The sequence below is a fragment of the Phytobacter ursingii genome (genome assembly GCF_001022135.1).
Classification (GTDB): domain Bacteria; phylum Pseudomonadota; class Gammaproteobacteria; order Enterobacterales; family Enterobacteriaceae; genus Phytobacter; species Phytobacter ursingii.
On record NZ_CP011602.1, the window covers coordinates 5,026,158 to 5,048,769 of the forward strand.

Here is a 22,612-nt window from a genome sequence, read left to right on the forward strand (position 1 = left end):
TGCTAAAAATATTTATTTACTCTTTTTATTGGCGCCGTGTCCAGAACAGATTAAACATTTATTTTATGAATAGATTTATAAATAATATTTATGTACCTAAAAAACTTTCTCTCTCTTTTTCAAAAGAGAGAGAAAGGGATTATTTTATCCGCGCCATAAAATAGGCATCAATATACTCGCCATTGCGCAGGGCGAAGCGCTTTCCGGTGCCTTCAATTTTAAAACCGAACCTCTGATACAGCGTCAACGCCGGGGCATTATCAACGAAGACGGTCAGTTCAATACGTTCTATTCGCAGCCAGTTGTCGCACAGATTGACCATTTCATGCATCAACGCACTGCCAACGCCGCGCCCCTGTTTTTCGGCTGAAACACCAATACCAAAAGTGGCAACGTGGCCGCGCCGGGGGTTTTCCATGATATCCAGAGCCAGGTGTCCGACGACCTCTTTATCAATACAGGCGACGAGGTGGCGTCGGCCTGGTTTGACGGCGGCCCTTTCTTGCCACATTGCCATGGAAGGATGAGGAATTTGTAGCGTGTCGTGATACACCCCAGGATGTGAATTGATATGGCGTAATGCTTCTGCATCGCTGGCTTCAATATGGCGTATCACAATGTTACTCATTCCTTTTTTCCTCTGTTGGTGAAGTTGCCTCTTCAACATCATGGACTTTGCAAAGTGCGTCAACTGCCATTTTTTGCAAAAAAGGGGTAGACAAGTGCGAATGATAATGATTATTATTGCCATGCGTTCAGGGAAACCGATACGGTAATCCTGAAAGCACGACATTGCTCACATTGCTTCCAGTATTTCTTAGCCAGCCGGGTGCTGGCTTTTTTTTTACCTGCGTTTTTCCTCAACCTTTTTGCTTACACTATCCGTAGTGGCGTCGAGTACCAGCCCTACAACGTTCGTCTGTTCATGCCGTGGGGCACGCAGTTCTGCCTGGCCGGTAAAGGTGCCACCCTGCTTTACGCTCAGCGAGTGATAGGCGAGCGTGCCGGTTAACGTACCGTTTTCGGCAATATCTACCGCATCACCTGTACACTGACCTGTCACGGTGCCGTCGATAATCAGTTCCTGACAGTTAATATTCCCATCAACCCGTCCTTCACGCATGACGTTGACCAGACTCTCTTTTACGTTGATATCTCCACGTACGCTGCCATAAACATAAACCGGGCTGGATGAGGTGATATTGCCTTCAAGGTGAACATCGCAGGCGATCACCGTACGAGTCTCTTTCTGCGCCGGATGTTGGTTATCGGGGGAGGGCGTGGTGACGATTGCGCCCTGGTTTTCGCTGTTTTTATGTTTTTTGAACATACCTGTAATTAATCCTCTGAGGATAAAAGCGCTAAAGAAGGCAAAAGCCAGCAGTCCTGCGCTTTGCGCCAGCGTTGATGCGCCAACGCACCATGCCAACAGCGCAAACAACCAGACCAGAAGGGTGATGTTTAGCAGGAGATATTTTCTGTCCATGCATAATTCCCTGGGCCGCTTTCTATTGCAGTCAGCGCCATGCGTGGCTGACCTGTTATCGCGCGAAACATCCTGCTTTTCGCGGCACTTTTATCAGCAATTTGGGCGAAGAGATCAAGATGTGGTAGGGGATTTTAAGAATGAAAGTGATTGTTTATTCTGCTTTTATAATTCCAGAATATAGATGGTAAGGTTGCAATGCTGTGGCTGAATATCTTGTTCATTGATGGCGGCGGTTTTTATCCGTGGGCGTCTTGCGCTAAGGTTTAAGGCTGCGACGCTAAACAAGGACAGCATTATGACTCTGCATTGCGCATTTATCGGCTTTGGTAAAAGTACCACCCGCTACCACCTCCCTTACGTTCTCAATCGCAAAGATACCTGGCATGTGGCGCATATCTTTCGCCGCCATGCGAAACCGGAAGAACAGCAGCCGCAGTATCAGCACATTCACTTCACCAGCGATTTTGATGAGGTTCTTAATGATCCGCAGGTCAGGCTGGTCATCGTTTGTACCCACGCGGACAGCCATTTTGAGTATGCGAAACGGGCGCTGGAAGCCGGGAAAAATGTGCTGGTTGAGAAGCCATTTACACCGACGATTGCCGAAGCAGTGACTCTCTTTGAACTGGCGAAAAGTAAAGGTCTGATCGTTACGCCGTATCAGAATCGCCGCTTTGACTCCTGTTTTTTGACAGCCAAAAAAGCCATTGAAAGCGGCAAGTTAGGTGAAATCGTTGAAGTAGAGAGCCATTTTGATTACTACCGCCCGATTGCGGAAACGAAACCGGGCCTGCCGCAGGACGGGTCGTTCTATGGCCTTGGCGTGCATACGATGGATCAAATTATTTCACTGTTTGGTCGCCCGGACCATGTGGCATATGACATTCGTAGCCTGCGTAACAAGGCCAATCCGGATGATACCTTTGAAGCTCAGCTCTTTTATGGCGACCTGAAAGCTATCGTGAAAACCAGCTACCTGGTCAAAATCGACTATCCGAAGTTTATTGTCCATGGCCGCAAAGGATCATTCATCAAGTACGGCATCGACCAGCAGGAGACCAGCCTGAAGGCCAATATCATGCCCGGAGATGCGGGGTTTGCGGCAGATGACAGTGTCGGTGTGCTGGAGTATGTGAATGACGCAGGTGAAACGGTGCGTGAGGAACTGAAACCGGAAATCGGTGACTATGGTCGGGTCTATGATGCGCTCTATGCCACATTGACTGCCGGGGCGGATAATTACGTCAAGGAATCTGATGTTCTGACCAACCTGGAGATCCTGGAACGTGCCTTTGAACAGGCCTCTCCCGCGACGGTAACCCTCGCAAAATGAGCGGTCTTCCGCTATCGGAAGTCATTCATAATTTTTGAACAGAGGAGTCAATTTTCACCCTCTATGATTGGTCAGCGATCGGGTCCACACTTACCCCATCGAAACGAACATGAGGGTGAAAACATGATTTACTTACGCAAAGCAAACGACCGTGGCCATGCAAATCATGGCTGGCTGGACTCCTGGCATACCTTTTCGTTTGCCAACTATTACGATGCAAACTTTATGGGTTTTTCTGCACTGCGCGTGATTAATGACGACGTGATTGACGCCGGGCAGGGGTTTGGTACTCATCCCCATAAAGATATGGAAATCCTGACATATGTACTGCAAGGCGCGGTTGAACATCAGGACAGCATGGGCAATAAAGAGCAGGTCCCGGCAGGCGAATTCCAGATAATGAGCGCAGGTACTGGCGTGCGGCATTCAGAGTACAACCCGAGCGCTACTGAACCGCTGCGTCTGTACCAGATCTGGATTATTCCGCAAGAAAATGGCATCACGCCGCGTTATGAACAGCGTCGCTTTGATGCAACGCAGGGCCGCCAACTGGTTCTGTCGCCGGACGCGCGTGATGGTTCGCTGAAAGTGCATCAGGACATGGAGCTTTATCGCTGGGCGCTGTTGAAAGATGAGCAGTCTGTGTATCAGGTTTCTGCAGACCGCAAAATCTGGATTCAGGTGGTGAAAGGCGAGGTTTCCATTAACGGAACGAAAGCGACCACCAGCGATGGCCTGGCTATCTGGGACGAGCAGGCTCTGTCCATTCATGCCGATAGCGACAGTGAAATTTTACTCTTCGACCTGCCGCCAGTTTGATCGGGCTTAAATAAATGACGCAACCTTCCGGTTAACACCAGAAGGTTGCGCTTTGTCCGTGATAAACTGGCCTGATGTTTCCCCGTTTATCAATTCAGGACGATGAAAAAGAAAAGACCCGTACTTCAGGATGTGGCCGATCGCGTTGGCGTGACCAAAATGACGGTCAGCCGATTTTTACGCAACCCGGAGCAGGTCTCCGTGGCGCTTCGGTCTAAAATAGCGGCTGCACTTGATGAACTGGGCTACATTCCGAATCGGGCTCCGGATATCCTCTCCAATGCCACCAGCCGTGCGGTTGGTGTGCTGCTTCCCTCTTTAACTAACCAGGTTTTCGCAGAGGTTCTACGCGGTATCGAAAGCGTGACGGATGCGTTTGGCTATCAAACCATGCTGGCACACTTTGGCTATAAACCTGAACTGGAAGAAGAGCGGCTTGAATCCATGCTGTCATGGAATATCGACGGTCTTATCCTTACTGAACGTACGCATACCCCTCGCACGCTGAAAATGATTGAAGTGGCCGGTATCCCGGTGGTTGAACTGATGGACAGCAAATCGCCTTGTCTGGATATCGCCGTTGGCTTCGACAACTTTGAAGCGGCACGGCAGATGACGGCAGCCATTATTGAACGTGGTCATCGCCGGGTGGCCTACCTGGGCGCACGTCTCGACGAACGTACTATTATCAAACAGAAGGGGTATGAGCAGGCGATGCTTGATGCGGGTCTGACGCCATACAGCGTGATGGTAGAACAGTCCTCCTCCTATACCGCGGGCATTGAGCTCATGCGGCAGGCGCGTCGCGAATACTCGCAACTGGATGGAATTTTTTGTACCAACGACGACCTGGCGGTCGGCGCGGCGTTCGAATGCCAGCGTCTGGGACTCAAAATTCCTGATGATATGGCGATCGCCGGGTTCCACGGTCACGACATTGGCCAGGTAATGGAGCCGCGTCTGGCGAGCGTGCTTACGCCGCGTGAACGCATGGGGCGTATTGGCGCAGAACGCCTGCTGGCGCGCATTCGTGGTGAATCTGTTACGCCAAAATTGTTAGATTTAGGTTTCACATTGTCACCGGGTGGATCTATTTAGTCTGACAAATTTGAAGTAGCTCACACTTATTCACTTCTGGCACGAATGGTTATTGCTTATCCATTATCCCGGCAGGACAATGTTACCGATAACTGTTACCCGTAACAATTCACTTTGTACCTGTGGGAGCTACGCTTTGAGCACGACTAACCATGATCACCACGTCTATGTCCTGATGGGCGTATCTGGCAGTGGTAAATCCGCCGTCGCCAGTGAAGTGGCGCATCAACTCCATGCCGCGTTTCTTGACGGCGACTTCCTTCATCCACGCGCTAATATCATGAAAATGGCCGCAGGCGAGCCGTTGAATGACGATGACCGCAAACCCTGGTTGCAGGCGCTCAACGATGCGGCCTTTGCAATGCAGCGTACCAACAAAGTGTCGCTGATTGTCTGTTCGGCGCTGAAAAAGCGTTACCGCGACCTGCTCCGTGATGGTAACCCTAACCTCTCCTTTATCTACCTGAAAGGGGACTTCGATGTTATCGAAAGCCGCCTGAAAGCGCGTAAAGGACACTTCTTTAAAACGCAAATGCTGGTGACCCAGTTTGAAGCCCTGGAAGAGCCGGGTGCGGATGAGCGCGACGTGTTGATCGTCGATATTGACCAGCCACTGGACGGTGTTGTCGCCAGCACAATTGAAGTGATTAACAAATAAAGGCAGTTCGTTGTGAGTACATTGACGCTTGTTTTAACAGCAGTTGGCTCTGTGTTGCTGCTGCTGTTTTTAGTGATGAAAGCGCGTATGCATGCTTTCGTTGCTTTGATGGTGGTTTCTATTGGTGCAGGACTTTTTTCCGGTATGCCGTTAATCAAGATTGCGGCGACGATGGAAAAAGGGATGGGTGGGACGCTGGGCTTCCTTGCCATTGTGGTGGCTTTGGGAGCGATGTTCGGCAAAATTCTGCATGAGACCGGCGCGGTCGATCAGATAGCCGTGAAGATGCTCAAATCATTTGGTCACAACCGCGCACATTTCGCGATTGGCCTGGCCGGTCTGATTTGCGCGCTGCCGCTGTTCTTCGAAGTGGCGGTCGTGCTGCTGATTAGCGTTGCCTTCTCTATGGCGCGTCATACCGGTACGAACCTTGTGAAGCTGGTGATTCCGCTGTTTGCGGGTGTAGCGGCGGCCGCAGCATTTCTGCTGCCGGGGCCTGCACCGATGCTGCTGGCTTCGCAGATGCACGCCGACTTTGGCTGGATGATCCTGATTGGGCTGTGCGCTGCCGTTCCAGGAATGCTGATTGCCGGGCCGCTGTGGGGCAACTTTATCAGCCGCTATGTTGAACTGCATATCCCGGATGACATCTCCGAGCCGCATTTAGGTGAAGGCAAAATGCCGTCATTCGGCTTTAGCCTGTCGCTGATTCTGCTGCCGCTGGTGCTGGTAGGTCTGAAAACTATCGCAGCGCGTTTTGTTGCAGAAGGTTCAGATCTCTACAACTGGCTGGAGTTTATCGGTCACCCGTTCACCGCGATTCTGGTGGCGTGCCTGGTGGCGATTTATGGCCTGGCCATTCGTCAGGGCATGGCAAAAGATCGGGTCATGGAGATCTGCGGTCAGGCACTGCAGCCGGCGGGTATCATCCTGCTGGTGATTGGGGCTGGCGGTGTGTTCAAGCAGGTGCTGGTGGATTCGGGTGTTGGCCCGGCATTAGGTGAAGCGTTGACCGGTATGGGTCTGCCGATTGCGGTGACCTGTTTTGTGCTGGCCGCAGCGGTGCGCATTATTCAGGGGTCTGCGACTGTCGCCTGTTTAACCGCAGTGGGTCTGGTCATGCCGGTGATTGAACAATTGCATTTTTCCGGTGCGCAACTGGCGGCCCTGTCTATTTGTATCGCGGGTGGTTCCATTGTGGTCAGTCACGTGAACGATGCGGGATTCTGGCTGTTCGGTAAATTTACCGGCGCCACCGAAGCGCAGACGCTGAAAACCTGGACCTTAATGGAAACGATTCTGGGCACCACGGGGGCGATTGTCGGGATGATTGCCTTTACGTTGTTGAGTTAAGGTATTGCAGGGAGAGGTGCGGTCTGATGCCCTCACCCCAACCCTCTCCCACGGGGAGAGGGAGCAAACACCAAAAACGGCAACCAAGGTTGCCGTTTTGCTTTTACCTCCACGGGGAGAGGGAGCAAACACCAAAAACGGCAACTAAGGTTGCCGTTTTGCTTTTACCTCCACGGGGAGAGGGAGCAAACACTAAAAAAGGCAACTTGTGTTGCCTTTTTGCTTTTGTTCCCGCCGCCGTTTTGCTTTTTGCCTTGCTAACCCTTCATCCACAAGCGGATGCCATCCAGGAACATCTGGGTTGCGAGCATCACCAGCACCAGTCCCATTAAACGCTCAAGCGCGTTCACCCCTTTTTCACCGAGCAGGCGCAGGAACAGCGATGATTGCAGCAATATCGCCACGGTACCGCCCCAGGCAATCAACAATGCAATAACCAGATGGCCCATCTGATTAGGGTACTGGTGTGAAAGCAGCATCAGGGTGGCAAGCAGTGTCGGCCCGGCCACCAGCGGAACCGCAAGCGGTACAATAAAAGGTTCTTCACCTGCGGGCAGACCCATACTGCTGCCGGACTCGCTGGGGAAAATCATTTTAATGGCGATCAGAAACAGGATGATGCCGCCGGAAATCGAAACGGTTTCGGCGCGCAGGTTGAGAAATGCCAGAATATTTTCGCCCGCGAAGAGGAAAACCAACATCAGCACCAGTGCGATGAGGAGCTCGCGAATCATGATTTTTCGGCGGCGCTTCGGCTCAGTGTGCTTAAGAACTGACATAAAAATCGGCAGGTTCCCGAGAGGGTCCATAATCAGGATCAACAACACTGCCACCGAAATGATTTCGCTCATTATCAATTACCCATATTGCCGCTGATAAGCGGTATTTCTGATGGCTTGCCCATCATTGATTAATTTCACTTGCGACTTTGCGTGCATTTTGTAAGGTGGACTATTAGCGCCAGTTGGATACTGGCTCGCACTAACAGCACACACCTTCGCAGGAAATACGCTATGAAAAATGTTGGTTTTATCGGTTGGCGCGGAATGGTCGGCTCCGTACTCATGCAACGCATGGTAGAAGAGCGCGACTTCGACGCCATTCGCCCGGTCTTCTTCTCTACTTCCCAGCTTGGTCAGGCAGCCCCGACGTTCGGCGGTAAGTCTACCGGTACGTTGCAGGACGCATTCGATCTGGAAGCACTGAAGGCCCTCGACATCATTGTCACCTGCCAGGGCGGCGATTATACCAACGAAATTTATCCAAAGCTTCGTGAAAGCGGTTGGCAGGGTTACTGGATCGATGCTGCCTCTTCCCTGCGTATGAAAGATGACGCCATCATTATTCTTGACCCGGTGAACCAGGCGGTGATTACCGACGGCCTGAACAAAGGCATCAAAACCTTCGTGGGCGGCAACTGTACTGTCAGCCTGATGCTGATGTCACTGGGCGGTCTGTTCGCCAACGATCTGGTGGAATGGGTTTCTGTGGCGACTTATCAGGCTGCTTCCGGCGGCGGTGCGCGTCATATGCGTGAATTGCTGGCGCAAATGGGGCAACTGCATGGTCACGTGGCGGCTGAGCTGGCAGACCCGGCTTCTGCCATCCTCGATATCGAACGTAAAGTTACCCAGCTCTCTCGCAGCGGCGAACTGCCCGTCGATAACTTCGGCGTGCCGCTGGCTGGTAGCCTGATCCCCTGGATCGACAAACAGCTGGATAACGGTCAAAGCCGTGAAGAGTGGAAAGGCCAGGCTGAAACCAACAAAATTCTCGCGACAACCACCACAATTCCGGTTGATGGCTTGTGTGTTCGCGTCGGCGCGCTGCGCTGCCACAGCCAGGCATTTACCATTAAATTGAAAAAAGATGTGTCTATCCCGACCATCGAAGAGCTGCTGGCGGCCCATAACCCATGGGCGAAAGTGGTACCGAACGACCGTGAAATCACCATGCGTGAACTGACGCCAGCTGCCGTAACAGGCACGCTGACCACCCCTGTAGGGCGTCTGCGTAAGCTGAATATGGGGTCGGACTTCCTCTCTGCATTTACCGTAGGGGACCAGCTACTGTGGGGCGCAGCGGAGCCGCTACGCCGCGTATTACGCCAGCTCGCATAATCTTAATTTGTTTAAAAAGGGGTGCTTGTCACCCCTTTTTTTCGCGTATTAACGGAGTGTACGCAGATGTTGATATTTTTCTCGGGAGTCAGATAAAGCGTTGGCTATGCTTTAAGTGGGGTGTTTACGCATTCTGCCTGAAGGTAGGACGGAGCAGAGAGGATGCACATTATGTGCTGCGCCGTTCAGGTCAAAAAAAATGTCACAGCTGGGCGTATAACCTTGCCGGGAAAGGTGTGACATAAATAACAAGGATTAAACCATGTCTGTTTTTGTAGATAGAGACGTGATTAATGCGCTCATTGAAGGCCATTTTGCAGACCCCTTTTCCGTCCTCGGCATGCACCAGACGGAAGCCGGGCTGGAAGTCCGCGCATTATTACCTGACGCGACCGAGGTCTGGGTTATTGAACCCAAAACCGGGCGCAAAGTAGGCAATCTTGATTGCCTTGATTCACGCGGTTTCTTTAGTGGCGTTCTGCCGCGACGCAAAAACCCCTTTCGCTACCAGTTGGCCGTTATCTGGCATGGGCAGCAGAACCTTATCGACGATCCTTACCGCTTTGGTCCATTGATTCAGGATATGGACGCCTGGCTGCTTTCCGAAGGCACCCACCTGAGACCTTACGAAACGCTGGGCGCTCACGCAGATACAATGGACGGCGTGACCGGGACCCGCTTCTCTGTGTGGGCGCCAAATGCCCGCCGGGTTTCCGTCGTCGGGCAATTTAACTACTGGGATGGTCGCCGCCATCCCATGCGCCTGCGCCGTGAAAGCGGTATCTGGGAACTTTTCATTCCGGGTGCGCACAATGGGCAGCTCTATAAATTTGAGATGATTGATGCGCACGGCAAGCTGCGGATCAAATCTGACCCTTACGCTTTTGAAGCGCAGATGCGCCCAGAAACAGCATCCATGATTTGCGATCTGCCGGAAAAGATAGCGCAGACGCAAGAGCGTAAAAAGGCCAACGAATTTGATGCGCCCATCTCCATCTACGAGGTCCATCTGGGGTCATGGCGTCGCCACACGGACAATAATTTCTGGCTGAGCTACCGTGAGCTGGCGGACCAACTGGTGCCGTATGCAAAATGGATGGGCTTTACCCATCTGGAGTTGCTGCCCGTTAATGAGCATCCGTTTGACGGAAGCTGGGGTTATCAGCCGACGGGTCTCTATGCCCCGACGCGCCGTTTTGGCACCCGTGATGATTTTATCTACTTTATCAAAGCGGCTCATGCCGCTGGGTTGAATGTGATTCTGGACTGGGTACCGGGTCATTTCCCGTCCGATGACTTTGCTCTGGCCGAATTTGACGGCACCGCGCTCTATGAACACAGCGATCCGCGTGAAGGTTACCATCAGGACTGGAATACCCTGATTTATAACTATGGTCGCCGTGAAGTCAGCAACTATCTGGTGGGGAATGCGCTCTACTGGGTTGAGCGTTTTGGTATTGATGCCCTGCGCGTGGATGCCGTCGCCTCGATGATTTACCGCGATTACAGCCGTAAACAAGGCGAGTGGATCCCCAACGAATTTGGTGGGCGGGAAAATCTCGAAGCCATCGAGTTTTTGCGTAGCACCAACCGCATTCTTGGCGAGCAGGTTCCTGGCGCAGTGAGTATGGCAGAAGAGTCCACCGACTTTGCCGGCGTCTCGCGTCCGCCTTCGCTGGGCGGCCTGGGCTTCTGGTACAAGTGGAACCTCGGCTGGATGCACGACACCCTGGATTACATGAAGCTCGATCCGGTCTATCGCAAACATCATCACGACAAACTCACCTTTGGCATGCTCTACAACTACACGGAAAATTTCGTGTTGCCGCTGTCCCATGACGAAGTGGTGCATGGCAAGAAATCTATTCTTGACCGTATGCCCGGCGATGCGTGGCAGAAGTTTGCCAACCTGCGTGCTTACTACGCCTGGATGTGGGCTTTCCCTGGTAAAAAACTGCTGTTTATGGGTAACGAATTTGCGCAGGGGCGTGAGTGGAACCATGACAGTAGCCTCGACTGGCATCTGCTTGAAGGGGGCGATAACTGGCACCACGGCGTGCAGCGTCTGGTGCGGGATATGAACCACGTCTACCGTCACCACAAAGCGTTGCATGAGCTGGATTTTGACCCATATGGCTTTGAATGGCTGGTGGTGGATGACCATGAAAACTCGGTGTTTGTCTTTGTGCGTCGCGATAAAGCCGGGAACGAAATTATTGTTGTCAGCAATTTCACCCCCGTACCGCGCCATAACTACCGCTTTGGTATCAACCAGCCGGGGCGCTGGCGTGAAGAACTGAATACGGATTCGATGCACTATCACGGCAGCAATACCGGCAATGGCGGTGGCGTGCACAGTGATGAAATCCCGATGAACGGCAGGGCGCAATCTCTCTCGGTGACGATTCCGCCGCTGGCAACCGTCTGGTTTGTGCGGGAGGGGTGATGACCAGGCTGACCGCAGGCAACGCGACACCACTCGGAGCCCATGTGGAGGAAAATGGCGTGAATTTCACGCTATTTTCGGCACATGCGGAGCGAGTGGAGCTGTGCATTTTTGATGACGAAGGCAACGAACAGCGTTTTGACTTACCCGCCCGTAGCGGCGATGTCTGGCACGGTTTCCTGGCGAATGCGTTGCCCGGTACGCGTTATGGCTACCGTGTACACGGCCCGTGGGAACCTGGTCAGGGGCATCGCTTTAACCCGGCGAAGCTACTTCTCGATCCCTGTGCGCGCCGTGTCGACGGTGATGTGAAAGACAGCCCATTGTTGCACGGCGGCTATGATTCTCCTGATCCACATGACAGCGCGGCCATCGCGCCAAAAAGCGTGGTCGTGGATGACACGTTTGACTGGGGAGATGATGCCGCGCCACGCACGCCATGGGGTAATACAGTCATCTATGAAGCGCATGTCAAAGGGTTGACGTATCTGCACCCGGATTTGCCCGCTGAGATTCGCGGTACCTATAAAGCCCTTGGTCATCCGGTAATGATCAACTACTTCAAAACGCTGGGTATCACCGCGCTTGAGCTGATGCCGGTGGCGCATTTTATCAGTGAGCCGCGCCTGCAACGTCTGGGTTTAAGTAACTACTGGGGCTATAACCCGCTGGCGCTCTTTGCGCTTGACCCGCGTTATGCCACCTCTCCCGAGTCGGCCATCAATGAGTTGCGTGATGCGGTTAAGTCACTGCATCAAAACGGTATTGAGGTCATCCTTGATATCGTGCTGAACCACAGCGCTGAAATTGACCTTGATGGGCCAACCCTCTCCCTGCGCGGAATTGATAACCGTAGCTATTATTGGATCAGGGATGACGGCGATTACGAAAACTGGACCGGTTGCGGCAATACGTTAAACCTGAGTCATCCAGGCGGCGTGGCTTATGCATATGCTTGCCTGAAATATTGGGTAGAGACTTTCCATATCGACGGCTTTCGTTTTGATTTGGCTACGATTATGGGCCGCACGCCGGCATTCAGCCAGCAGGCGCCGTTGTTTGAGGCAATCAAAAACTGTCCGTTGCTCTCCCAGGTGAAGCTTATCGCTGAACCGTGGGATATCGGCTGGGGCGGTTACCAGGTGGGGAATTTTCCGCCGTTGTTTGCCGAATGGAATGATCATTTTCGTGATGCAACGCGCCGTTTCTGGCTGGAGCAGTCACTCTCGCCTGGGGAGTTTGCCGGACGCTTTGCCGCATCCAGCGATATGTTCCGTCGCGAAGGGCGTCTGCCCCATGCGTCGGTCAATCTGGTGACGGCGCATGACGGGTTCACATTGCGTGATTGCGTGAGTTTCAACCATAAGCATAACGAAGCGAATGGTGAGGAAAATCGCGACGGTACTAACAACAACCACAGTAATAATCATGGTATAGAAGGGCTAAGTAGCAGTTTTGATGTAACAGAAAGGAGGCGAGCAAGCGTCCATGCCCTGTTAACAACACTGCTATTGTCCCAGGGAACACCAATGTTGCTGGCCGGTGACGAGCATGGTCATAGCCAGCACGGTAATAACAACGCTTACTGTCAGGACAACGCGTTGACCTGGCTTGACTGGCAACACGCTAACAGTGGGCTGATGGCATTTACCGCCGCGTTGATTCACCTCCGCCAGCGTATTCCCGCATTAACCCGGGATGCATGGTGGGAAGAGGGTGATGGCAACGTGCGTTGGCTTAATCAGGAAGCGCAGCCTCTCAGTGTTGCGGAGTGGCAAAGCGGTGTCCACCGTCTGCAAATTCTACTGTCCGATCGTGTCCTGCTGGCGATTAACGGCACGCATGAAGTTGCAGAAATTGCGCTACCAGAAGGGGAATGGCGTGCTGTTCCTCCGTTTGCCGGTGAGGATAATCCGGTAGTGATGGCTGTCTGGCATGGGCCCGCGCACGGAGTGTGCGTCTTTGAAAGGTCATAAAAAAGGAGTTAGTCATGGTTAGATTAGATAAGAACGATCCCTTAATGTTAGCGCGCCAGCTGCCATTAAAATCTGTAGCCCTGATACTTGCGGGAGGGCGCGGGACCCGCCTTAAAGATTTGACAAAAAAACGCGCCAAACCCGCGGTTCACTTCGGCGGTAAGTTCCGTATTATCGATTTCGCATTATCCAACTGCATTAACTCCGGTATTCGTCGTATTGGTGTGATCACGCAGTATCAATCCCACACGCTGGTGCAGCATATTCAGCGTGGCTGGTCCTTCTTCAACGAAGAGATGAACGAATTTGTCGATCTGTTGCCTGCTCAGCAGCGTGTGCATGGCGAGAGCTGGTATCGCGGCACCGCCGATGCGGTTACGCAAAACCTCGACATCATTCGCCGTTATGGTGCGGAGTACATCGTCATTCTGGCCGGCGACCATATCTATAAGCAGGACTATTCACGCATGCTTATTGATCATGTCGAAAAAGGTGCGCGTTGCACCGTGGCTTGTCTGCCGGTGCCCATTGAAGAGGCAAGTGCGTTTGGCGTCATGGCGGTGGATGAAAACGACAAAGTTATTGAGTTTGTCGAAAAACCCGCCAACCCGCCTTCAATGCCGAATGACAGCACAAAATCGCTCGCCAGCATGGGAATTTATGTTTTCGACGCTGAGTACCTTTATGAGTTGCTCGAAGAAGACGACAAGAATGAAAATTCCAGTCACGATTTCGGCAAAGATATCATCCCGCTGATAACCAAGTCTGGCATGGCTTATGCACATCCCTTCCCACTGTCCTGTGTGCATTCGGACCCTGAATCAGAACCCTACTGGCGTGACGTAGGAACCCTCGAAGCGTACTGGAAAGCAAACCTCGATCTCGCATCAGTTGTACCTGAACTGGACATGTATGACCGTAACTGGCCAATACGTACCTATAATGAATCTTTACCACCGGCGAAATTTGTTCAGGACAGATCGGGAAGTCTCGGTATGACGCTGAACTCACTGGTTTCCGGTGGATGTGTGATATCCGGATCGGTAGTGGTGCAATCGGTATTGTTCTCACGGGTGCGTGTGAACTCGTTCTGCAATATCGACTCTGCGGTTCTTTTACCGGAGGTCTGGGTCGGACGCTCCTGTCGCTTGCGGCGTTGCGTTATTGACCGGGCCTGTGTTATCCCGGAAGGGACGATCATTGGTGAAAATGCCGAAGAAGACGCCCGTCGGTTCTACCGCTCCGAAGAGGGGATTGTACTGGTGACGCGCGAAATGCTGCGTAAGTTGCAACAAGAGTAACAGCATCGAGATAACCTTGCGCGGAAGGGGTCCGCGCGCTGTTTTTCCCGCTAGCGCCCGCTAAGTGTTAGCGGTTTTGACAGGAGCGATAATGCAGGTTTTACATGTATGTTCTGAGATGTTTCCGTTGCTGAAGACCGGTGGTCTGGCTGATGTTATTGGCGCATTGCCTGCGGCGCAAATTGCCGATGGCGTTGATACGCGCGTTTTGCTGCCTGCATTCCCGGATGTTCGTCGCGGTGTGACTGACGCTCAAGTGGTCACCCGGCGGGATACATTCGCTGGTCGTATTTCATTGCTGTTCGGACATTTCAACGGGGTGGGGATCTACTTAATCGATGCACCGCATCTTTACGATCGTCCCGGGAGCCCGTACCACGATACTAATCTTTTTGCTTATACCGACAACGTACTGCGTTTCGCCTTGCTTGGCTGGGTTGGCGCTGAGATGGCCAGCGGGCTGGACCCGTTCTGGCGACCCGATATAGTCCATGCCCATGACTGGCATGCAGGGTTGGCGCCCGCTTATCTGGCGGCGAAGGGGCGCCCGGCAAAGTCGGTGTTCACGGTACATAACCTGGCTTATCAGGGGATGTATTACGCGCAACATATGAGTGAAATACAGCTGCCATCGTCGTTCTTTAATATGCATGGGCTGGAATTCAACGGACAGATCTCTTTCCTGAAAGCGGGGCTGTATTACGCGGATCATATTACGGCGGTCAGCCCGACGTATGCGCGCGAAATTACCGAGCCGCAGTTTGCCTATGGCATGGAGGGTTTGCTGCGTCAGCGGCAGGTTGAAGGACGTCTGTCCGGTATTCTGAACGGCGTGGATGAAAAAATTTGGGATCCGGCAACAGACCTGCTGCTCTCTTCGCGTTATACGCGGGATACGCTGGAGGAAAAGGCGGAGAACAAACGCCAGCTACAGATCGCTATGGGGCTGAAAGTGAACGACAAAGCCCCGCTTTTCGCGGTGGTGAGTCGCTTAACCAGCCAGAAAGGGTTGGATTTGGTGCTGGAGGCATTACCCGGTTTGCTGGAGCAAGGCGGGCAACTGGCGCTACTTGGCGCGGGCGATCCGGTACTGCAGGAGGGTTTCCTTGCGGCGGCCGCTGAGCATCCAGGGCAAGTCGGCGTGCAAATTGGGTATCACGAGGCGTTTTCACATCGCATTATGGGCGGGGCAGATGTCATTCTGGTCCCGAGCCGTTTTGAGCCGTGTGGGTTAACGCAACTTTATGGATTGAAGTACGGCACGTTGCCGTTAGTTCGTCGCACGGGCGGGCTGGCGGATACCGTGACCGATAGCTCATTGGAGAATTTGGCAGATGGAATCGCCAGTGGTTTTGTATTTGAAGACAGTAATGCCTGGTCGCTGCTTCGCGCGATTCGGCGTGCTTTCGTGTTGTGGTCCCGTCCCTCTCTCTGGCGTTTTGTTCAGCGTCAGGCGATGGGCATGGATTTTAGCTGGCAGGTCGCCGCGCAATCCTATCGCGATCTTTACTATCGGTTGAAATAGTTTTCCAGGAATCACTTGTATGAATGCACCTTTTACATATGCATCACCCACACTGAGCATCGAAGCGTTAAAACATTCGATTGCCTACAAGCTGATGTTTACCATTGGTAAAGATCCTGTCATCGCCAACAAACATGAGTGGCTGAACGCCACATTGTTTGCGGTGCGCGATCGCCTGGTGGAACGCTGGTTACGCTCCAACCGTGCACAGCTCTCTCAGGAAATGCGCCAGGTATACTACCTGTCGATGGAGTTTTTGATTGGCCGCACCCTATCCAATGCGCTGTTGTCGTTAGGTATTTATGACGATGTCAAAAATGCTCTGGAAGAGATGGGGCTGGATCTGGAAGAGCTGATCGACGAAGAAAATGACCCGGGCCTCGGCAACGGCGGTCTGGGCCGTCTGGCGGCCTGTTTCCTCGACTCTCTGGCGACACTGGGCTTACCGGGCCGGGGTTACGGTATTCGCTATGACTACGGCATGTTCAAGCAGAACATTGTCGATGGACGGCAAAAAGAGTCCCCGGACTACTGGCTGGAATACGGTAACCCATGGGAATTCAAACGCCATAACACGCGCTATAAAGTGCGTTTTGGCGGCCGTGTGCAGCAGGAAGGTAAAAAGTCCAATTGGCTGGAAACCGAAGAGATTTTGGCCGTGGCCTACGACCAAATTATTCCAGGCTACGATACCGACGCAACGAATACCCTGCGTTTGTGGAATGCGCAGGCGAGTAGCGAGATCAATCTGGGTAAATTTAACCAGGGCGATTATTTTGCGGCGGTGGAAGATAAAAACCACTCCGAAAACGTATCTCGCGTGCTCTATCCGGATGACTCGACCTATTCAGGCCGGGAATTGCGCCTTCGTCAGGAGTACTTCCTGGTGTCGGCAACCGTGCAGGATATTTTGAGCCGTCATTATCAGCTACACAAAACTTATAACAATCTGGCGGAGAAAACCGCGATTCACCTGAATGACACCCATCCGGTGTTGTCGATTCCCGAATTAATGCGTCTGCTGATTGATGAACATAAATTCTCATGGGATGAAGCGTTCGAGGTGACCTGCCAGGTGTTCTCATACACCAACCATACGCTGATGAGCGAAGCGCTGGAAACCTGGCCGATAGAGATGCTCGGTAAGATCCTGCCGCGCCACCTGCAAATCATCTTCGAAATTAATGATTACTTCCTGAAAACCATTCAGGAACAGTACCCTAACGATATTGACTTGCTCAGTCGCGTGTCGATTATCGATGAATCGAACGGGCGTCGCGTGCGCATGGCATGGCTGGCCGTGGTGGTGAGCCATAAAGTGAATGGCGTGTCTGAATTGCATTCAAACTTGATGGTGCAGTCCCTGTTTGCCGATTTCGCCAAAATTTTCCCCATGCGCTTTACTAACGTGACCAACGGTGTAACACCGCGTCGCTGGCTGGCACTGGCGAATCCGTCATTGTCTGGCGTGCTTGATGAGCATATTGGTCGCACCTGGCGTACCGATTTGAGCCAGCTCAGCGAGCTGGAGCAGCATATCGACTACCCGTTGGTGAATCAGGCGATTCGTCATGCCAAGCTGGAGAACAAAAAGCGCCTGGCGGCAGTCATAGGTCAGCAGCTTAATGTGGTGGTCAACCCGAAAGCGCTTTTTGATGTGCAAATCAAACGTATCCACGAATACAAGCGGCAACTGATGAATGTGTTGCACGTGATCACCCGCTACAACCGTATCAAAGCGGATCCGACAGCGGAGTGGGTACCGCGCGTTAATATCTTCGCCGGTAAAGCGGCCTCAGCGTACTACATGGCGAAGCACATCATTCATCTTATCAATGATGTGGCGGCGGTGATCAACAACGATCCACAGATTGGCGATAAGCTGAAAGTGGTCTTTATTCCTAACTACAGCGTAAGTCTCGCGCAGGTGATCATCCCGGCGGCAGATCTTTCTGAGCAGATTTCTCTGGCAGGGACGGAAGCATCCGGCACCAGTAACATGAAGTTTGCCCTGAACGGCGCGTTGACTATCGGTACGCTGGACGGCGCGAACGTGGAAATGCTCGAACATGTGGGGGCAGAGAACATCTTCATTTTTGGTAATACTGCGGAAGAGGTGGAAGCGCTGCGTCGTAAAGGCTATTCACCACGTGAATATTACGAAAAAGATGAGGAGCTGCATCGGGTGCTGACGCAAATCGCGACTGGCCTGTTCAATCCGCAGGATCCAGGCCGTTACCGTGACCTTGTGGACTCGCTGATTAACTTTGGCGACCATTATCAGGTGCTGGCCGATTACCGCAGCTACGTTGATTGCCAGGATAAGGTAGACGAACTCTATCTAACCCCGGAAGAGTGGACCACGAAGGCGATGCACAACATTGCCAATATGGGCTATTTCTCATCTGACAGAACGATTCAGGAATACGCCGAGCAGATCTGGCATATCGATCCGGTTCGCCTGTAAGTCACTTTTGCTTTTGACATAAATACCGCACGGAGCCTCAGGGCTCCGTTTTTTTTCAGAAGAGGAAAGGGATAAACCCTCCGACCAGGTCTCTGTAGTGAGTCGACAAACAAGGATAAGACGGCTGGGGGATAGGTGCGCATGAGGGGGAAGACTGTTTATGTTGAGGCACTGTGGGCTTTCGTTGTAAGCCCCCGCTGCCGCGTCATAAAACCCCCGCTGAGCATCTCTCAGCGGGGGCACGATTACGAGGCCAGCGAGAGTTCTGCTTTGCTGTGGCGAGCCAGCCACTGGGCTACGCGGGACTGCTCGTCGGCATTGAGCCACATGCCCAGTTTGGTACGACGCCAGATGGCATCATCCAGACGGCGCACCCACTCATGCTCAACCAGGTAACGCAGCTCGGCTTCGTACAGCTCGTGCCCGAAGTTTTCACCCAGGTCCTCGATGCTACTGGCTCCGGCCAGAATCAACTCGGTATTGCTGCCATAGGTCCGTGCGTAATGGCGAGCCAGCGATTCGCTAATGAACGGGTAACGGCGACGCAGTTTTGCAGCGTAATCATCACGATCGCCCGCCAGTTCACCGCCGGGTAACACACAGTTTTTGGTCCATGCGGGGCCGATACCTTCATAATAGGAGGCCAGTTTTTCCATCGCATGTTCAGCCAGCTTACGGTAGGTCGTGAGTTTGCCACCAAAGACGGAAAGCAGCGGCGCTTTGCCGTCCTGATCGTGAATATCCAGCGTGTAGTCGCGGGTGATTGCCTGCGGAGAATCCGACTCATCGTCACACAGCGGGCGCACACCGGAGTAAGTCCAGACAATGTCATTGCGCGTCAGTTGCTTTTTAAAGTGCGCGTTATAGACCTTCAACAGGTAATTCACTTCACTTTCGTCGATTTCGACGTTTTTCGGGTCGCCTTTATATTCCACATCGGTTGTACCAATGATGGAGAACTCATCCATCCACGGGATCACGAAGACGATACGTTTATCTTCGTTTTGCAGAATATACGCCTGCTTTTGTGAATGAACGCGTGGCACAACGATATGGCTGCCTTTAATCAGGCGAATACCATACGGAGACGGCAAATGCATCCCGTCATCAAAGAACTGCTTAACCCATGGGCCGGTGGCATTGACCAGACCGCGTGCTTGCCAGCTAAATTTTTCCCCGGTGTCGATATCTTCCGCTTCAACAATCCACAGTCCGTTTTCACGTTTTGCTGAGATGGCGCGGGTGCGGGTGCGCACTTCACCGCCTTTTTTGACAACCATCTGCGCATTCGCCAGTACCAGACGGGCATCATCGACCCAGCAGTCAGAATATTCGAAACCGCGCACGATTTCAGGTTTGAGGACCGATTCTGAGCCAAAACGCAAACTTTGCGATCCGGGTAAACTGGTGCGTTTCCCCAGATTATCGTACATAAAAAGACCGATGCGGATCATCCACGCCGGACGTAAATGGGGGCGATGCGGCAAGCGGAAGCGCATCGGGAAGGCAATGTGCGGTGCCATTTTCAGCAGCACTTCACGCTCGGCCAGCGCCTCGCTAACCAGACGAAATTCATAGTGTTCAAGGTAGCGCAGGCCACCGTGAATCAATTTTGAGCTGGCGCTGGAGGTCGCGCAAGCTAAGTCCTGGGCTTCCAGCATCAGCACGGATAAACCTCGCCCTGCGGCGTCCGCCGCGATACCGGCACCGTTGATGCCCCCGCCAATAACGATAAGATCTTTGGTTTCCATGCTGCCCTCACGCGCTTTCGTTAAAGCTCACAAATGTTCGATATCGCTCATAATAGCAAAAGATCGCGCTTTTGGTAACATCAGAAAAACAATTTAGAGTGATATACATAACATAATGGTGTTTCTCCACCAGGAGGACGTACACTAAGCGGTAAACTTATGCAGCCTGCTTTTTCCGCCCTGATGTATACGGGAAGAAGCAGGCGTACCACCTGTCATACGTAAAAGAAAAGAGATCAGAATGGATCATTTTGTCTGTATTAATGTTGAAGAGGCCCACCAGAAACTGCAGCTTAAGCAGGCGGTTCTGGTCGATATTCGTGACCCGCAAAGCTATGCGATTGGCCATACGCCGGGCGCTTTTCATTTAACAAACGATACGCTCGGGGCGTTTATGCGTGAAACCGACTTCGATACCCCGGTCATGGTGATGTGCTACCACGGCAATAGCAGTAAAGGTGCGGCACAATACCTGCTCCAGCAAGGCTATGATTCGGTATTCAGCGTTGATGGTGGCTTTGATGCCTGGCACCGTCACTTTCCAGCGGAAGTCACGCAGGGATCCCTTTAGAGAGTGATGAATCTGCCGCTATACTGTGCTCTTTTCCGGAGACAAAGCGACCGCCAGCCATGTTGATGATTACATCATTTACCAACCCGCGCGTCGCCCAGGCGTTTGTCGATTACATGCAAACACAGGGCGTCATTCTTACGATTCAACACCACTCGCAAAGCGATATCTGGCTGGCGGACGAAAGCCAGGCTGAGCGCGTGAAAGCTGAACTGGCGCGTTTTCTGGAAAATCCCACCGATCCACGTTATCTCGCCGCAAGCTGGCAATCCGGAGAGACAGGCAGCGGTTTGCACTACCGTGGATTTCCTCTGCGCGCGGCGCTGCGGGAGCGCGGTGGGCCGATTACCCTCTCTGTCTTCGCGGCTTGCGTGCTGGTCTTTATCCTGATGAGTATGTCTGACGATCAGACCGTGATGGTCTGGCTTGCCTGGCCCTATGACGCCTCGCTGAAATTTGAAGCCTGGCGCTACTTTAGCCATGCGCTAATGCACTTTTCGCTGGTTCATATCATCTTTAACCTGTTCTGGTGGTGGTATCTTGGCGGAGCCGTTGAAAAACGTCTGGGAAGCGGCAAGCTGGTGGTGATCACGCTTATCAGCGCGTTACTGAGCGGCTTTTTACAGTACAAACTGACGGGCCCCTGGTTTGGTGGTCTGTCAGGTGTGGTCTATGCATTGATTGGTTATGTGTGGCTACGTGGTGAGCGAGACCCGGAACGCCCGGTCTGGCTGCCCCGTGGACTGGTTATTTTTACGGTCGTGTTACTGGTTGCTGACTGGTTTGGCATCTCAGCAGTGGATACGGCTATCGGCGCCCACACCGGCGGGCTGGTGATTGGCCTTGCGATGGCGCTGGTAGATACATTGAATGCGCGAAAACGAACATAATTATCCAGAGACATTTCATGAAACAAACACAACGTCATGACGCGATCATTGAACTGGTTAAACTGCAGGGATATGTCAGCACGGAAGAACTGGTAGAGCAATTCTCGGTAAGTCCGCAGACGATTCGCCGCGATCTTAACGATCTGGCTGATCAAAACAAAATCCTGCGCCATCACGGGGGGGCTGCGCTACCTTCCAGCTCCGTCAACACCTCCTGGCATGACCGTAAGGCAACGCAAACGGCGGAGAAAGAACGGATTGCCCGTAAAGTGGCCAGCCAGATCCCGAACGGCGCAACGTTGTTTATTGATATTGGAACTACCCCGGAAGCTGTGGCGCACGCGCTGCTCGATCATAGCGATTTACGCGTGGTGACTAACAATCTCAATGTGGCAAATACGCTGCTGAAAAAAGAAGATTTCCGCGTCATCCTCGCGGGCGGCGAATTGCGTAGCCGTGACGGCGGCATTGTCGGCGAAGCTACGCTGGACTTTATCTCTCAGTTCCGCCTGGACTTTGGCATTCTTGGTATCAGTGGCATTGACGCTGATGGTTCGCTGCTTGAGTTTGACTATCATGAAGTCCGCACCAAACGGGCGATCATTGAAAACTCCCGCCATGCGATGTTGGTGGTGGATCACTCGAAGTTTGGACGTAACGCGATGGTTAATATGGGCAGTATCAGCATGGTGAATGCAGTGTACACCGATACTATGCCACCTGCGGGCGTCATGCAGGTGATCACCAGTAATAACATCCAGTTAGAGTTATGCTGAGAGATAGTGTCGGGCGGCGTTGCGCCAGCCCGACCTGAA

At 52.7% G+C, this 22,612-nt stretch carries 18 protein-coding genes; 14 read left to right on the top strand and 4 right to left on the bottom strand.

Annotated elements, in window-relative coordinates:
- Positions 1 to 139: 139 nt before the first annotated feature.
- Both yhhY and AB182_RS27220 read right to left on the bottom strand, forming a co-directional pair.
- A complete protein-coding gene (yhhY, locus tag AB182_RS27215) occupies positions 140 to 628 on the bottom strand; it encodes an N-acetyltransferase (protein WP_047372795.1) in 489 nt (162 codons plus the stop codon).
- A 216-nt stretch (positions 629 to 844) separates the two neighbouring features.
- Positions 845 to 1,486: a polymer-forming cytoskeletal protein gene (locus AB182_RS27220; RefSeq protein ID WP_047372796.1), complete on the bottom strand. Its 642-nt coding sequence runs from the start codon at positions 1,484 to 1,486 to the stop codon at positions 845 to 847.
- Positions 1,487 to 1,784: 298 nt separating this feature from the next.
- Here AB182_RS27220 and AB182_RS27225 point away from each other — a divergent pair, with 298 nt between their 5' ends.
- From AB182_RS27225 to gntU, 5 genes are all read left to right on the top strand, one after another.
- Complete coding sequence (locus AB182_RS27225) at positions 1,785 to 2,822, top strand: oxidoreductase (RefSeq protein ID WP_047372797.1); 1,038 nt, start codon at positions 1,785 to 1,787, stop codon at positions 2,820 to 2,822.
- Positions 2,823 to 2,945: 123 nt separating this feature from the next.
- On the top strand, positions 2,946 to 3,641 hold the full coding sequence (locus AB182_RS27230; protein WP_047372798.1) for a pirin family protein: 696 nt from the start codon (positions 2,946 to 2,948) through the stop codon (positions 3,639 to 3,641).
- Positions 3,642 to 3,743: 102 nt separating this feature from the next.
- Entirely contained in the window at positions 3,744 to 4,739 is a 996-nt protein-coding gene (gene gntR, locus AB182_RS27235) for a gluconate operon transcriptional repressor GntR (protein ID WP_047372799.1), read from the top strand.
- A gap of 136 nt (positions 4,740 to 4,875) precedes the next feature.
- The gene (gene gntK / locus AB182_RS27240; protein ID WP_047372800.1) at positions 4,876 to 5,397 is read left to right on the top strand and encodes a gluconokinase; all 522 of its coding nucleotides are present in this window, start codon (positions 4,876 to 4,878) and stop codon (positions 5,395 to 5,397) included.
- Positions 5,398 to 5,409: 12 nt separating this feature from the next.
- The gene (gene gntU, locus AB182_RS27245) at positions 5,410 to 6,750 is read left to right on the top strand and encodes a gluconate transporter (RefSeq protein ID WP_047372801.1); all 1,341 of its coding nucleotides are present in this window, start codon (positions 5,410 to 5,412) and stop codon (positions 6,748 to 6,750) included.
- 257 nt (positions 6,751 to 7,007) lie between these two features.
- On the opposite strand, the gene AB182_RS27250 is transcribed toward gntU, so the two are convergent.
- Entirely contained in the window at positions 7,008 to 7,601 is a 594-nt protein-coding gene (locus AB182_RS27250) for a YhgN family NAAT transporter (protein WP_041851355.1), read from the bottom strand.
- Positions 7,602 to 7,763: 162 nt separating this feature from the next.
- Between AB182_RS27250 and asd the strand changes: the two genes are divergently transcribed.
- The 6 genes from asd (at position 7,764) to glgP (ending at position 18,585) form a co-directional block, all read left to right on the top strand.
- Entirely contained in the window at positions 7,764 to 8,870 is a 1,107-nt protein-coding gene (gene asd, locus AB182_RS27255) for an aspartate-semialdehyde dehydrogenase (RefSeq protein WP_047372802.1), read from the top strand.
- 262 nt (positions 8,871 to 9,132) lie between these two features.
- The gene (gene glgB, locus AB182_RS27260; RefSeq protein WP_047372803.1) at positions 9,133 to 11,316 is read left to right on the top strand and encodes a 1,4-alpha-glucan branching enzyme; all 2,184 of its coding nucleotides are present in this window, start codon (positions 9,133 to 9,135) and stop codon (positions 11,314 to 11,316) included.
- Positions 11,316 to 13,292 carry a glycogen debranching protein GlgX gene (gene glgX / locus AB182_RS27265; protein ID WP_047372804.1) on the top strand — a complete coding sequence of 659 codons (1,977 nt, stop codon included), beginning with the start codon at positions 11,316 to 11,318 and terminating at the stop codon, positions 13,290 to 13,292. The genes glgB and glgX overlap by 1 nt, the downstream gene beginning before the upstream one ends.
- Before the next feature lie 14 nt (positions 13,293 to 13,306).
- Positions 13,307 to 14,593 (top strand): glucose-1-phosphate adenylyltransferase, encoded by a 1,287-nt coding sequence (glgC, locus tag AB182_RS27270; RefSeq protein ID WP_047372805.1) that lies wholly within the window; start codon positions 13,307 to 13,309, stop codon positions 14,591 to 14,593.
- Positions 14,594 to 14,684: 91 nt separating this feature from the next.
- Positions 14,685 to 16,118, top strand: a complete 1,434-nt coding sequence (gene glgA / locus AB182_RS27275) for a glycogen synthase GlgA (protein WP_047372806.1) — start codon at positions 14,685 to 14,687, stop codon at positions 16,116 to 16,118.
- A gap of 19 nt (positions 16,119 to 16,137) precedes the next feature.
- Positions 16,138 to 18,585, top strand: coding sequence for a glycogen phosphorylase (gene glgP, locus AB182_RS27280; protein ID WP_047372807.1), 2,448 nt, complete (start codon positions 16,138 to 16,140; stop codon positions 18,583 to 18,585).
- Positions 18,586 to 18,830: 245 nt separating this feature from the next.
- On the opposite strand, the gene glpD is transcribed toward glgP, so the two are convergent.
- Complete coding sequence (glpD, locus tag AB182_RS27285; protein WP_047372808.1) at positions 18,831 to 20,336, bottom strand: glycerol-3-phosphate dehydrogenase; 1,506 nt, start codon at positions 20,334 to 20,336, stop codon at positions 18,831 to 18,833.
- Positions 20,337 to 20,577: 241 nt separating this feature from the next.
- Between glpD and glpE the strand changes: the two genes are divergently transcribed.
- Genes glpE through AB182_RS27300 form a run of 3 tightly spaced genes read left to right on the top strand, consistent with a single transcriptional unit; the run spans position 20,578 to position 22,573 of the window.
- Positions 20,578 to 20,907, top strand: coding sequence for a thiosulfate sulfurtransferase GlpE (gene glpE / locus AB182_RS27290; protein WP_047372809.1), 330 nt, complete (start codon positions 20,578 to 20,580; stop codon positions 20,905 to 20,907).
- 59 nt (positions 20,908 to 20,966) lie between these two features.
- Positions 20,967 to 21,797, top strand: coding sequence for a rhomboid family intramembrane serine protease GlpG (gene glpG, locus AB182_RS27295; protein ID WP_047372810.1), 831 nt, complete (start codon positions 20,967 to 20,969; stop codon positions 21,795 to 21,797).
- Positions 21,798 to 21,814: 17 nt separating this feature from the next.
- Entirely contained in the window at positions 21,815 to 22,573 is a 759-nt protein-coding gene (locus AB182_RS27300) for a DeoR/GlpR family transcriptional regulator (RefSeq protein WP_047372811.1), read from the top strand.
- The last annotated feature ends 39 nt before the right edge of the window (positions 22,574 to 22,612 follow it).